The 14,386-nt window shown below is 40.1% G+C and carries 12 protein-coding genes; 7 read left to right on the top strand and 5 right to left on the bottom strand.

The features are described from left to right. The 4 genes from CWC18_RS18370 to adk form a co-directional block, all read left to right on the top strand. Window positions 1-729, top strand: a 729-nt coding sequence (locus tag CWC18_RS18370) for a transposase (protein ID WP_138675848.1), incomplete at its 5' end; no start/stop codon positions are given. Between the two features lie 887 nt (window positions 730-1,616). After that, entirely contained in the window at window positions 1,617-2,219 is a 603-nt protein-coding gene (gene recR, locus CWC18_RS18365; protein WP_138593736.1) for a recombination mediator RecR, read from the top strand. Between the two features lie 161 nt (window positions 2,220-2,380). Beyond that, complete coding sequence (gene htpG / locus CWC18_RS18360) at window positions 2,381-4,294, top strand: molecular chaperone HtpG (RefSeq protein WP_138593735.1); 1,914 nt, start codon at window positions 2,381-2,383, stop codon at window positions 4,292-4,294. Window positions 4,295-4,448: 154 nt separating this feature from the next. Next, window positions 4,449-5,093, top strand: coding sequence for an adenylate kinase (gene adk / locus CWC18_RS18355; RefSeq protein WP_138596652.1), 645 nt, complete (start codon window positions 4,449-4,451; stop codon window positions 5,091-5,093). A 50-nt stretch (window positions 5,094-5,143) separates the two neighbouring features. On the opposite strand, the gene tpx is transcribed toward adk, so the two are convergent. After that, on the bottom strand, window positions 5,144-5,725 hold the full coding sequence (gene tpx, locus CWC18_RS18350; protein ID WP_138675847.1) for a thiol peroxidase: 582 nt from the start codon (window positions 5,723-5,725) through the stop codon (window positions 5,144-5,146). A gap of 203 nt (window positions 5,726-5,928) precedes the next feature. Between tpx and CWC18_RS18345 the strand changes: the two genes are divergently transcribed. Continuing rightward, the gene (locus CWC18_RS18345; RefSeq protein WP_138593732.1) at window positions 5,929-6,933 is read left to right on the top strand and encodes a response regulator; all 1,005 of its coding nucleotides are present in this window, start codon (window positions 5,929-5,931) and stop codon (window positions 6,931-6,933) included. Window positions 6,934-6,937: 4 nt separating this feature from the next. Beyond that, complete coding sequence (locus tag CWC18_RS18340) at window positions 6,938-7,909, top strand: sensor domain-containing diguanylate cyclase (RefSeq protein ID WP_138593731.1); 972 nt, start codon at window positions 6,938-6,940, stop codon at window positions 7,907-7,909. Window positions 7,910-8,195: 286 nt separating this feature from the next. On the opposite strand, the gene CWC18_RS18335 is transcribed toward CWC18_RS18340, so the two are convergent. From CWC18_RS18335 to CWC18_RS18320, 4 genes are all read right to left on the bottom strand, one after another. Next, window positions 8,196-9,707 (bottom strand): SpoVR family protein, encoded by a 1,512-nt coding sequence (locus CWC18_RS18335; protein ID WP_138593730.1) that lies wholly within the window; start codon window positions 9,705-9,707, stop codon window positions 8,196-8,198. A gap of 20 nt (window positions 9,708-9,727) precedes the next feature. Next, window positions 9,728-11,011 (bottom strand): YeaH/YhbH family protein, encoded by a 1,284-nt coding sequence (locus CWC18_RS18330; protein WP_138593729.1) that lies wholly within the window; start codon window positions 11,009-11,011, stop codon window positions 9,728-9,730. Between the two features lie 26 nt (window positions 11,012-11,037). Beyond that, window positions 11,038-12,960, bottom strand: a complete 1,923-nt coding sequence (locus CWC18_RS18325) for a PrkA family serine protein kinase (protein WP_119861885.1) — start codon at window positions 12,958-12,960, stop codon at window positions 11,038-11,040. Window positions 12,961-13,163: 203 nt separating this feature from the next. Next, window positions 13,164-13,745: a Fe-Mn family superoxide dismutase gene (locus CWC18_RS18320; protein ID WP_138593728.1), complete on the bottom strand. Its 582-nt coding sequence runs from the start codon at window positions 13,743-13,745 to the stop codon at window positions 13,164-13,166. Window positions 13,746-13,983: 238 nt separating this feature from the next. Between CWC18_RS18320 and CWC18_RS18315 the strand changes: the two genes are divergently transcribed. Next, complete coding sequence (locus tag CWC18_RS18315) at window positions 13,984-14,331, top strand: Grx4 family monothiol glutaredoxin (RefSeq protein ID WP_138593727.1); 348 nt, start codon at window positions 13,984-13,986, stop codon at window positions 14,329-14,331. Window positions 14,332-14,386: the final 55 nt, after the last annotated feature.

Here is a 14,386-nt window from a genome sequence, read left to right as displayed (position 1 = left end):
GCTAAAAGACTGAGTGATATAGCGATTATTATCAGATGGCATAAGCTGTTTAAAGGCACCATACTGTCTCATAAGTTCCTTCAGGGTGAGCGGCTAGACTCAGCCCAGCAAACCTTTTTAAATAAAGACATTGAACAATTTAGAGAACGTTTAGCGAGTATCAGTTGGTTTATGCGGGTGCTGAACGAAAGCATTGCCCGCAAGGCGAATAAAGAAGATAACTGTACAGGCAGATTCTGGGAAGGCCGTTTTAAATCACAAGCTTTACTTGATGAAGCGGCATTGGCAGCCTGTATGGCGTATGTTGATTTAAACCCAATTAGAGCCAAAATGGCTAATACACCCGAAACCTCAGACTACACGAGTGTTAAAACCCGCTGTGAACATGCCAAAAAGGGCAAACAACCTAAACACTTGGCGCGTTTTGCAGGTAGCCCCCGAAAGCACATGCCCAAAGGTTTACCCTTTGAATTAAAGTCCTATTTAGAACTGGTAGAGCTAACCGGCCGATGTATGCGGGCAGATAAGCGAGGCGCTATAAGCCCAATCAACTCTCCAATTCTAGACAGACTCAACATCGCCCCAGAGAACTGGCAAAAACTCACCACCCAATTTACCAAAGTATTTCACGGCGCAGTAGGGCGACCGCAAAAGCTTGATAATTATTGTGCGAGCTTAGAAATAAAACGTCGCGCTAATTACAAGCAGTGTGAAAAGTTACTGGGTTAACTTTTATATCATCAAGGTAATCTCTAGATAACTAATGCACCATACATTGGCGGCTTAGCCGTGCCTTATTGTTGGGCATGCGTTCAGTTTTTCTCTCTCTTTGAGCTCATAGCACATGTAGTTAATTCAATTTGACTAACTAAGCGATATTTCAGGTTGATCATTGCTTGCTTATTGGTTTTAGTTTTTTGAATGGGTGTCACTGTTTGTTGTCTTTTTTTGAATGGGTGTCACTGTTTGTTGTCTTTCTAATTACAAGCAATGTGAAATGTTACTGGGTTAACTTTTATATCATCAAGGTAATCTCTAGATAACCAATACATCATACATTGGCGGCTTAGCCGTGCCTTATTGCTGGGCATGCGTTCAGTTTTTCTCTCTCTTTGAGCTCATAGCACATGTAGTTAATTCAATTTGACTAACTAAGCGATATTTCAGGTTGATCATTGCCTGCTTATTGGTTTTAGTTTTTTGAATGGGTGTCACTGTTTGTTGTCTTTTGGTTTTCACTGTTTGTTGTCTTTAGGTTTTTGAATGGGTGACACTGTTTGTTGTCACTTCACTGTTTGTTGTCATTTAGCCACAAGCGACCATTGTTGTTTTCAGCTGAGTTATAGCCCCTTCTCAGATTAACTAAAGTTTTTTATCTTCATATATAGCGATGGGGTTATGACTATAGGGCACTTTTATTGAACGGACTAATAAATAGCGCGGAAGGATTTGATATAGTTTCGAGACTAAGGCCAGTCCTTTGATGCCATCACTGATGGTTATCTGGTATTATGATATTTATACGGCGAATAAATTACTGAGAGGCTGAACGTTTGCACGCTTCTAAATAAAGGTAATTTGTTTAATTTAAACATGTGATTTTAAGTTAACTTTATATGCAATTATCTCCTTCGCTGACAGCGTTAATTGAAGCGCTGCGCTGCTTGCCTGGCATTGGGCCAAAATCTGCGCAACGGATCGCCTTTCATTTACTTGAACGAGATCGTTCAGGTGGAACACAACTCGGCGATAGTTTGCTAAAAGCCATGCAGGTTATTGGCCACTGCGAGTCGTGTCGTACATTCTCTGAAGCACCATTGTGTGATATTTGCTTAAGTGTAAAACGTCAAGACAGCCGTTTATTATGTATTGTGGAATCACCAACAGACGTGCTTGCGATTGAGCAAACAGGGCAATACCAAGGCTTATATTTTGTTCTTATGGGTCATTTATCGCCATTAGATGGTATTGGCCCGAAAGAAATTGGGTTAGATGTACTTGATGAAAAGTTGTCAAAAGGCAATATTGATGAGGTGATCTTAGCGACAAACCCGACGGTTGAAGGTGAAGCTACTGCACATTACATTGCAGAGCTGTGTCAAAAATATAACGTAGACGCATCTCGAATCGCACATGGTATGCCAGTCGGTGGCGAGCTTGATTTAGTCGATGGCATGACATTAATGCATGCATTTTCCGGCCGGCGTAGTTTAAGCTAATATGGGTATGGAATGGGTTAAGATAGTTATTAGTGTGACAGTCGTTAACCCTTTTTGATGGCGGTATCGAAAAAATACACTTTCCCCCTTGAACTTGAAAAACTCCCCCCCATATCCTTTTGCATAATATTTAGTATCAACTTGGTTAGACGGAGAGAACGATGACCACAGCTCAAAAAGAAACATTAGGCTTTCAAACAGAAGTAAAACAACTATTAAACCTAATGATCCATTCTTTGTACTCGAATAAAGAAATTTTCTTACGTGAACTTGTATCTAACGCCTCAGATGCCGCGGATAAACTGCGCTTTTTAGCACTGTCTGATGGCAGTCTTTATGATGGTGACGCAGACTTGCGTGTGCGTGTCAGTGTAGATAAAGAAGCGAACACTGTAACCATTTCTGATAATGGTATTGGTATGACACGTGAAGAAGTGATCAGCTCATTAGGAACGATTGCTAAATCTGGTACTGCTGAGTTCTTTAGTAACCTAACGGGTGATCAAGCACAAGATTCACAGTTAATTGGTCAATTCGGCGTTGGTTTTTACTCTGCATTCATCGTTGCTGATGCAGTAACAGTCACTACGCGTAAAGCGGGTGAAAGCACAGGTGTTGAGTGGCATTCACAAGGTGAAGGCGATTACACGCTTGCTGAAGTAGAAAAAGAAGGCCGTGGTACTGAAATCGTACTTCATTTACGTGAAGAAGAAGGTGAGTTCTTAGACGACTTCAGATTACGCGGTATTGTGACTAAATATTCTGATCATATTTCTATTCCTGTTGAAATGTTCAAAGCGCCAGTGCCAGAGTCAGAAGGCCCAGACGGTGAAAAGATTGAAGCAGTTCCGGGTGAGTGGGAAGCCATTAACCGTGCTACAGCATTATGGTCTCGCGATAAGTCAGACATTTCTGATGAAGAATACAAAGAATTCTATAAGCACGTTGGTCATGACTGGGAAGAGCCACTAACATGGGCACACAATAAAGTTGAAGGTAAAACAGAATACACAAGCTTATTGTATATTCCGAAGAAAGCACCATTTGACATGTTCAACCGTGACCGCCAAACGGGCTTAAAGCTTTACGTACAGCGCGTTTTCATTATGGATGACGCTGAGCAGTTCATGCCAAGCTACCTTCGTTTTGTGAAAGGTTTACTTGATTCAAACGATTTGCCACTGAATATTTCACGTGAAATCTTACAAGATAACAAGATCACGCAAGCAATTCGTAAAGGCTGTACATCTCGCGTACTTAAAATGCTTGACCGTATGGGTAAAAACAAGCCTGAAGAGTATCAAACATTCTGGAATGAGTTTGGTCAAGTGATCAAAGAAGGTCCAGCAGAAGATTCAGCTAACAAAGAAGCCATTGCTAAGCTATTGCGCTTTAGCTCTACGCATACAGATGAAGTGACACAGAATGTCTCTTTAGAGCAGTATGTTGAGCGTATGAAAGAAGGCCAAGACAAGATTTATTATGTTGTTGCTGACAGCTTTGAAGCAGCTAAGAGCTCGCCACACCTAGAGATCTTCCGTAAGAAAGGCATTGAAGTATTATTGTTGTCTGACCGTGTTGATGAGTGGATGATGAGCCACCTAACGGAGTTTGATGAGAAGCAACTACAATCAATCACTCGTGGTGACTTAGACTTAGGTGATTTAGATGATGAAGAAGCTAAGAAAGCACAAGAAGAGAGTGAAAAAGAAGTTGAAGGCTTAGTTGAGCGCATTAAAGAGGTGCTTGGTGATAAAGTAAAAGAAGTACGCTTTACGCACCGTCTAACGGATTCTCCAGCGTGTGTTGTTGCTGATGAGCACGATATGAGTTCACAAATGCAAAAACTGATGGAATCTGTGGGTCAAGCAGCACCAGAGTCTAAGCCAGTATTTGAACTTAACCCTGAGCACCAACTTGTGAAACATCTAAATGTTGAGCAAGATGAAGACAAGTTTGTACAGTGGTCAGAAGTATTGCTCGACCAAGCGTTACTTGCTGAGCGTGGTAGCTTAAAAGATCCAGCTGGGTTTGTTGCACGCTTGAATAAGCTAATGCTTGACCTAAGCAAATAAGCGTTTAAATTACGTAAGGAAAGGGGGCTTTATGCCCCTTTTTTTTATCTATAACGAATTAACCTTAGCAATTAGTATAAGTTGCTTGAGAAACACCGGCGCTTATGAAAAAATTCAACCAAATTTAAATAAACTCTGATACGAGGGACATATTATGCGCATTATCCTTTTGGGCGCACCGGGTGCAGGTAAAGGCACTCAAGCACAATTCTTAATGGAAAAGCACGGCATTCCACAGATCTCTACTGGCGACATGTTACGTGCAGCTATTAAAGAAAGCACGCCTTTAGGCCTTGAAGCAAAGAAAGTGATGGACGCAGGTCAACTAGTCTCTGATGAGATCATCATTGGTCTTGTAAAAGAGCGTATTGCGAAAGCAGATTGTGCAAAAGGATTCTTACTTGATGGTTTCCCTCGTACAATTCCACAGGCTGATGCAATGAAAGAAAATGGCATTAGTATCGACCATGTTATTGAGTTCGATGTAGCTGATGACATTATTGTTGAGCGTATGGGTGGACGTCGTGTACATCCAGGTTCTGGTCGTGTTTATCATGTTGTCTATAACCCAGCAAAGGTTGAAGGTAAAGATGATGTAACAGGTGAAGACTTAATCATTCGTCCTGACGATGTTGAAGAAACAGTGAAAAAGCGCCTTGGTATTTATCATGAGCAAACTAAGCCATTAGTGAGCTACTACCAAGCTGAAGCGGATGCAGGTAACACGCAGTATCATAAACTTGATGGTACACAGGCTGTTGAAGCGGTAAGCGCTCAACTTGCTGAGCTGTTAGGTTAATCGTTTGATTAATGCCTTAATTAAAAAAAAACCGCCTTTTGGCGGTTTTTTTATAATGTTTTTAACTTATCGACGACTTGACTGTAATCAGGTTCAGTTGCCAAATTTTCAACTAGTTGTTTATAAACAATCTTGTGGTCTTTATTGAGGATAAAAACAGCTCGGCTAAGTAGCCCCATATCTTTAATATATAAGCCATAGTTTTCACCAAAGTTTCGCCATACTGAGTCAGATAAAGTAACAACTTTGTCGATGTTTTCTTGCTTACAAAAGCGCTTTTGGGCAAATGGTAGGTCAGCACTGATTGTGAGCATTTCAATATTTGAAAAAGTCTTAGCGACTTGCTCATTAAAGTACTTGGTTTGCAGGCTACAAATACCGGTGTCTAAGCTTGGCACAACACTTATCACAATAGCTTTACCTTGAAAGTCCGATAATTTCACAGGAACGAATGCATCGTTAACGACTTTAAAATCAGGAGCCTGTTGACCTTCAGTAACACCTCGGCCTAATAAGATGATCGGTTTTTCTTGGGCATAGACCTTACCTGAGTCTATTTTGTTCTCTGGCAGGGCATATGCCGATACGCTCATAGCGAACAAGTTTGTGGCAATGATGAAGACTTTCAGCATAAAGTATTCCTTTTCGAGTTATCTTAATTGGTGTCAGTGTATTATACTGTAAAACGCTAACAAAGTATTATGGGATAAGTGCGTTGTAAATCATCAGGGATTTTATTAACATTAGCCGTAAATTTGAACTACCAAAAACTTATAATAATCATTAAGTCTCAATTTACAGACCATTGAGAATAACTCGAGCAAAGAGAGCTTTTATGTCAACATTAGTTTTAATATGTGATGACTCTAAATTAGCGCGCCGTCAGCTGGCTCGCTCATTGCCTGAGGATTGGGATATTAAGGTAGAATTTGCAGAACATGGCTTAGACTGTATTGAAAAGATCAAACAGTTCCCGCCTGAAATTCTATTCTTAGATTTAAATATGCCGCAAATGGATGGCTATGGCGTATTACAAGAAATTCAAAGTCAAGATCTAAATGTGTTAACGGTTGTGGTATCAGGGGATATACAGCCTAATGCACACCAGCGAGTTATCGAGCTTGGCGCAATAGACTTTATTCGCAAACCATGTGATGCGGCAAAACTTGCTGAAATTATAGAACATCACGGTATTCGAGATCGCGCTATTCGTGAAAGCTTAGTGCATAAATTGGGTGAGCAATTAGACCCTGAGATCCGCGATATTTACCAAGAATTAACCAATGTGGCAATGGGTCAAGCTGGCGACTTACTCGCCAGACTATTGAATGTATTTGTTGAGTTACCAATTCCAAATGTGAATGTACTTGAAGTCAGTGAGTTACACATGGCTTTACAGGCCATTGATGCGAGTGCGAGTACATCAGGGGTTTGCCAAGGCTTTATTGGTGGTGGGGTATCAGGCGAAGCACTGTTGCTACTAAATGACTCAAGTTTTAAAGAAGTTGCATCACTCATGAATTACCACGGTGAGCTAAATGAAAAAGTAGAGCTTGAGCTGTTGATGGATATTAGTAATATTTTGATTGGTTCGATTTTAATGGGCTTATCAAGACAGCTTGATATGCCTTTCAGCCAAGGTCATCCCGTTGTGCTGGGGCAGCACTGCGATGTATCAGATCTGGTTAAAGCAAATAAATCTAGATGGCAACGGACGCTTGCTATAGAAATTAGCTATGGAATAGAAAACCACGATATCAATTGCGACTTAATGCTGCTCTTTACCGAGGACTCATTGAAGACCTTGAAGTATAAAGTCGAATACTTATTAGAAGATTAAAACTATGCCTGCTGCTGATTTTGACATGAATGAGATACATTGGTTAATGGATATGTTTAATACGGTTGATGTTGGGTTAGTCGTATTAGATAGGGAGTATAAAGTGTGTATTTGGAATGGTTTTATGGAAAACCATTCTGGGCTATTGCCAAGTGCCGTTAAAGATAAAGATATTTTTGACTTATTTCCGAGCATTGATGAACAATGGTTTAGAGGTAAAACAGAGTCGGTATTTGTATTAAAAAATCGCTCTTTTACTATTTGGGAACAGCAACCCTATATATTTAAATTTAAGAATTACCGACCGATCACCGGTAAAGCTGAACACATGTATCAAAGTTCGACAATTATTCCTTTGAGTACCATCACGGGCGAAGTAGGGCACATATGTATCATTATTTATGATGTCACTGATGAAGCAATGAATAAGCTTGAGCTGGAACAAGTGAATCAGAAGCTTGAACAGATGAGTCGTACCGATAGCTTAACAACATTAGCCAATAGGGGCTATTGGGAAACAACTTTGCGCAAAGAATTTAAGCGGTTACAGCGCTGTGGGGGCGTGTGCAGCTTGCTTATGTTTGATATTGATTACTTTAAACGGGTAAATGATAACTATGGACATAGTGGCGGTGATGAAGCTATTAGGCATATTTCAGACCTTTTGAAAAAAACCTTACGTGAAACAGACACTGCTGGTCGATATGGCGGTGAAGAATTTGTAGTGACCTTGGTTGATACTGATAATGAGGGGGCACAAATATTTGCTGAACGCTTAAGAAGCTTGATTGAGAAGTCGTCAATTTATTATGATAACAAGCAAATACAAATAACGGTCAGTGTTGGTTTTGCAGTTTATACCAGTGACTTTGATAAACACGAGCAGTGGATTGAAGCAGCAGACTTTGCGTTATATCACTCCAAAGAAACGGGTAGAAACAAAGTAACGGGTTACACCAGTGATATGAAAAAATAAGAATAGTAACTTTAACGTGAGCCGTCACCGTATGGATTAACACCTCTAGAATAAAGCGCTCGATGTATCTCATCGAGCGTTTTGTGTTTTAAGCCCGTTTTTGGTGGTAATTTAAAGGAACGCGACTAGTCTTTTTGGGGGTATTTTAGGTCAGGGTGTTATTACGCTCCTCGAGTTAAAATTGGAAAAGTATCAACTCGATTTAGAATGGACCTGTAACTTCATTAAAAAATAAAAAGCCCTAATAATTAGGGCTATTTTGAACAGAATTTATTGAACTAAAATACTAAGCTGATGCTTCTTTGCTTTCTAAAGGACATTGACCTATGACGGTTTTGGTTCCGTCTGCATCAACTTGCTCTAACTTAACCGAAAAGCCCCACAGCCTGTATAGGTGCTTTAACACTTCTTTTTTAGAGTTAGCCAAAGGTATGTCATTTTGAGGCACGTAGCGCAATGTTAAAGAGCGATCTCCGCGAACATCTACATCATATACTTGAATATTCGGTTCATGGTTACTTAAATTATATTGCGCTGATAAGGAAGACCGTACAAACTGATAACCTTCATCATTGTGAATGGCACCAACCTCTAAATGCGGCGATTTTTGTTGGTCGACAATTGTAAATAGTTTAAAGTCTCGAATCAGTTTTGGTGATAAAAACTGACTCACAAAGCTCTCATCTTTAAAGTTCTCCATTGCAAAATGAAGCGTATCTAGCCAATCTTTCCCGGCAAATTCAGGAAACCATTGTTTATCTTCATCTGTAGGATTTTCACAAATACGACGTATATCGACCATCATATTGAAACCAAGTGCGTAAGGGTTTATACCAGAATAAAATTTGCTGTGGTATGGGGGTTGATAGACCACATTCGTATGGCTTTGTAAAAACTCTAGCATGAAAGCATCGCTGAGTTTACCTTCATCATATAGGTGATTCAAAATAGTATAGTGCCAGAACGTTGCCCAGCCTTCGTTCATAACTTGTGTCTGGCGTTGAGGGTAAAAATACTGCGATACTTTTCGTACTATACGAATTATTTCTCGTTGCCATGATTCTAATAAAGGCGCATTTTTCTCAATAAAATAAAGGATATTCTCTTGTGGCTCTGTTGGAAAGCGGATCCGCTTTACCTTTTCTTCATGAGCGCTCACTGGGATAGTTCGCCAAAGCTCGTTGACTTGAGATTGCAAATAATCTTCACGTTCTTTTTGTCTTTTCTGTTCTTCAAACAAAGAGATCTGTTGAGGGCGCTTATATCTATCAACACCATAATTCATGAGCGCATGGCAAGAGTCTAGTAGGTTTTCAACTTCATCAATTCCATATTTCTGCTCACACTGCGCAATATAGTTTTTGGCAAATAATAAATAGTCGATGATTGATGATGCATCAGTCCAAGTTTTAAAGAGGTAGTTTCCTTTAAAAAATGAATTATGTCCGTAACAGGCATGTGCCATTACCAATGCTTGCATGGGTAATGTATTTTCTTCCATTAAATACGAAATACATGGATCTGAATTAATAACAATCTCATAAGCGAGGCCCATTTGGCCGCGCTTATAGTTTTGCTCTGTTTGAATAAATTTTTTGCCATATGACCAATGACTATAGCCGATTGGCATACCAACGCTCGAATATGCATCCATCATTTGTTCAGCGGTGATCACTTCTATTTGGTTAGGGTAGGTATCTAACCTGTAGTGTTCAGCTACGCGCGCTATCTCAGCCTGATATTCTCCTAACATCTCAAACGTCCAATCAGGTCCGTCACTCATAGGGTTATAACTCATATAGTTCCCTCCTATTAAGGTTAGGCAGCGCCTTGTTGTTGACGATTCTTTTTAAATAACTCTCTAAATATCGGATAGATATCTTCGACACTTTTAATATGCTGCATAGCGAAGTTATCAAACGTATTTTCGATTGCTTGATATTCTCTCCACAGGCTTTGGTGTGCCCGTGTTGTAATTTCGATATAGGCATAGTAACGCACTGTTTTTAGCAAGTGGTTGGTCATAATGTCAGTGCAATGAGGCGAGTCATCGGCCCAGTTATCACCATCAGATGCTTGTGCTGCGTAAATATTCCAATCACCTTGTGAATATCGTTCTTTTACGATTTCATCCATTAATTTAAGCGCACTAGATACGATAGTACCGCCCGTTTCTTGTGAGTAAAAGAATTCTTGTTCATCAACTTCTTTGGCTTGTGTATGATGACGGATATAGACCACCTCTATATCTTTATAAGTACGAGTAAGAAACTGATAGAGCAAAATATAAAACCGTTTTGCCATATCTTTCGTGGCCTGATCCATTGAGCCAGATACATCCATTAAACAAAACATCACTGCTTTGCTTGTTGGGTGTGGCCTTTTCTCATAATTTCTGAACCGTAAATCATAGTTATCAATAAAAGGAACCGCAGCGATTTGCCGTTTTAGTCCCTCTATTTCAAGTTCTAGCTGTGAGATTTGATGCTGCGGTGGTACTGGCTCATGAAGAAGTTCAGCTAATTCACGTTCCGCTTCTTTGAGTCTGCGCCGTTTTCCCGCTGACATAGCAACACGTCTAGCCAATGAACCTTGCAATGAGCGTACAATATCCAGATTACTGGGCATACCATCGTTACAAAAGCCAGCTCGGTGCGTTTTCATTTGCACTAACTTATCAAGCTGACTTTGTTGCAAATTAGGCAGCTCTAAATCTTCAAATAACAAATCAAGATATTCGTCTTTGGAGATTGAGAATACAAAATCATCTTCACCTTCACCTTGATCACTTGCTTCGCCTTGCCCTGCGCCACCAGACTGACCAGAAGGGGGGCGTTGGATTTTGTCCCCTGTAGTAAACTGGTCGTTACCAGGGTGAATCATTTCTCGATCCCCCCCTTTACCTTGGTGAAATGCAGGCTCACTCATATCTTTTTGCGGTATCGAAATACTTTCACCGCTGCTCACATCAGTGACACTGCGTTTATTGATTGCATCAGAAACAGCTTCTTTAATCTGTTTCTTGTAGCGTCGAATAAAGCGCTGTCGATTAAGCGTGCTTTTATTTTTACCGTTCAGGCGACGGTCTATAAAATGCGCCATAAATCACCCTCTCAGTCGAATTAATCTTATTGTGACTTTCTCACTCTTAGATACCATTCAGAGAGTAACCTAACTTGTTTTTGTGTATAACCTTTCTCTACCATTCGATTGACGAAGTCTTCATGCTTTTTCTGATCTTCGGCAGAGGTTTTGGCATTAAATGAAATAACAGGTAATAAATCCTCAGTGTTAGAGAACATTTTCTTCTCTATTACAGTGCGTAGTTTTTCGTAACTCGTCCACACTGGATTGCTTCCGTTATGATGTGCTCGAGCTCTGAGTACGAAGTTAACTATTTCGTTTCTGAAGTCCTTTGGATTTGAAATACCTGCTGGCTTTTCAATTTTCTCTAGCTCAGCGTTTAATGCAGCTCTATCAAATAGCTGACCTGTATCTGGATCTCTGTATTCTTGATCTTGGATCCAAAAGTCAGCATAAGTGACATAGCGGTCAAAAATATTTTGGCCGTATTCTGAGTACGATTCTAAGTAAGCGGTTTGTAATTCTTTGCCAATAAACTCTACATACTGAGGGGTTAAATAACCTTTTAAATGGCTAAGGTAACGTTCTTGCAGTTCAGCATTAAATTGTTCACGCTCTATTTGCTGCTCCAATACATAAAAAAGGTGTACAGGGTTTGCTGCAACTTCAGCATGATCAAAGTTAAACACTCGAGATAAAATTTTGAATGCAAATCGGGTTGAAAGTCCATTCATTCCTTCATCAACACCGGCATAATCTCGATATTCTTGGTAAGACTTTGCCTTTGGATCAGTATCTTTGAGGCTTTCACCGTCATATACACGCATTTTAGAATAGATGCTTGAGTTTTCAGGCTCTTTAATCCGCGACAATGATACGAACTTAGCCAGTGTTTCTAATGTACCAGGTGCACAAGGTGCCGTAGCAAGCTCACTGTTTTCAATCAATTTATCGTAGATCTTCACTTCTTCAGAGACGCGTAAGCAGTATGGTACTTTTACGATATAAACTCGGTCTAAGAATGCTTCATTGTTTTTATTGTTTTTAAAAGTCTGCCACTCTGATTCGTTTGAATGCGCCAATATCATGCCATTAAATGGCAAGGCTGATATACCTTCGGTGCCGTTGTAATTACCTTCCTGAGTTGCTGTAAGCAGTGGATGTAGTACTTTAATAGGCGCTTTAAACATTTCTACAAATTCCATCAACCCTTGGTTTGCTAGGCACAAAGAACCTGAGTAGGCGTACGCGTCAGGATCATTTTGGGCAAAGTGTTCTAACTTTCGGATGTCTACTTTACCGACTAGCGCTGATATATCTTGATTATTTTCATCGCCAGGTTCTGTTTTGGCGATGGCAACTTGATCAAGAATAGAGGGGTAGCGTTTTACAACTTTAAACTGGCTAATGTCTCCATTAAACTCATGTAATCGTTTAGTCGCCCATGGCGACATCACTGTTTTTAGGTAGCGGGGCTTGATCCCATACTCTTTTGAGAGTAGCTCTGCATCTTCAACAGGGTTAAATAAGGAAAGAGGGTGATCATTCACAGGCGACCCTTTAATTGCATAAATGGGCACTTGCTGCATCAAATATTTCAGCTTTTCAGCAATGGATGATTTACCACCACCCACAGGCCCAAGTAAGTAGAGTACTTGTTTGCACTCTTCAAGCCCTTGTGCTGCATGCTTTAGGTAGGCGACTATTTGCTCTATTGCATCTTCCATGCCATAAAATTCATTAAATGCGGGGTAACGTGCGATCACGCGATTTGAAAACAGCCGACTGAGTCTTGCATCATTTGATGTATCAATCATTTCAGGTTCGCCAATGGCCATAAGTAGACGCTCGGGAGCACTGGCATAGGCTGATTTGTCGTTCTTACAGATCTCTAGAAATTCAGCGATACTGTATTCTTCTTCTTGAGCTGCTTCATATCTGGCTTGGTAGTGTTCAAATATCGTCATAACGACCTCCAATAACCTGCTTAAGTAAGGAAAGCTATTTAATCTTCAATGGGAAAGGTTAACTTTAAGTCTAGACGTGAAAATTAGAATTTGCCTAAAAATTCCAAACATTTAATGGAATAATTCACTGGTTTATAGGAATAAAAAAAGGCGCCTAAGCGCCTATTTATTGCAAAAAAACAAATAGTTTATATTGCAGGTGTTTATGCTAGGTTTGCGTTTGCAAATTCCCAGTTTACCAGTGCCCAAAAACCTTTTAGATAATCAGGACGCACGTTACGGAAGTCGATATAGTAAGCGTGTTCCCAAAGGTCAACAGTAAGGAGTGGTGTTACACCAGCTTCAGTTAGCGGTGTTGCCGCATTTGAAGTGTTAACAATATCAAGTGAACCATCAGCTAATTGCACTAACCAAGTCCAGCTTGAACCGAAGTTGTTAACAGCTTTATCGTTGAAAGCAGCCTGAAAATCTGCAAATGAGCCCCATTTTGCATTGATTAATTCTGCGATTTTACCTGAAGGTTCACCGCCTGCATTTGGTGCAAGGCTGTTCCAGTAGAAAGTGTGGTTCCAAATTTGTGCTGCGTTGTTAAATACGCCACCTTCTGAATTACACACAACTTCTTCTAGAGATTTCTCAGCAAGCTCAGTACCCTCAACAAGACCGTTAAGTTTAACAACGTAGGTGTTGTGGTGCTTGCCGTGGTGAAACTCAAGTGTTTCTTTTGAAATGTGTGGCTCAAGTGCATCAATTGCATAAGGTAGTGACGGTAGTACAAATGCCATTTTTTTCTCCAATTATTAATAAATGCCAAAATCGATACGAAACATAGCGCAGTTAAGTGCACTTTTCTATACGAGCTGGCTTTATAGTGATATTATAATTCTTGAGTATTTTACTCAAGTTTTGGCAAACAGCAATGGCGTTGCCTTATACTTATTTAGGAAACTAGCCTTATCGATTTATTTTTAATCAATAAATAATTGATTTAGGCTGAAGCTATCGTCATTTTTGAGGTTAAAGATGGAAACCATTGATAAAATTAAAGAGCAAATTTCAGAAAACCCAATCCTTCTTTATATGAAGGGATCACCAAAGTTACCAAACTGTGGTTTTTCGTCACAGGCGTCACAAGCACTAATGGGGTGCGGTGAGCAGTTTGCTTATGTTGATATTCTTCTTAACCCAGACATTCGTGCTGAGTTACCGCACTACGCAAATTGGCCAACATTCCCACAACTTTGGGTTGAAGGTGAGCTAATTGGTGGCTGCGATATCATCATTGAAATGTTTCAACGTGGTGAACTACAACCGCTTATACAAGAAACAGCTGCAAAACATAAAACTCAAGAGGCTGATGCTGCAGAGTAAACAGCGTCAATTAGTTAATTGAAAGGCCGAGCTTATTGCTTAATGCCGATCAGAT

The sequence above is a fragment of the Pseudoalteromonas aurantia genome, from assembly GCF_005886875.1.
Classification (GTDB): domain Bacteria; phylum Pseudomonadota; class Gammaproteobacteria; order Enterobacterales; family Alteromonadaceae; genus Pseudoalteromonas; species Pseudoalteromonas aurantia_A.
The sequence above is the reverse complement of the archived record's forward strand: the minus strand, read 5'-3'. Positions and strand labels throughout refer to the sequence as shown.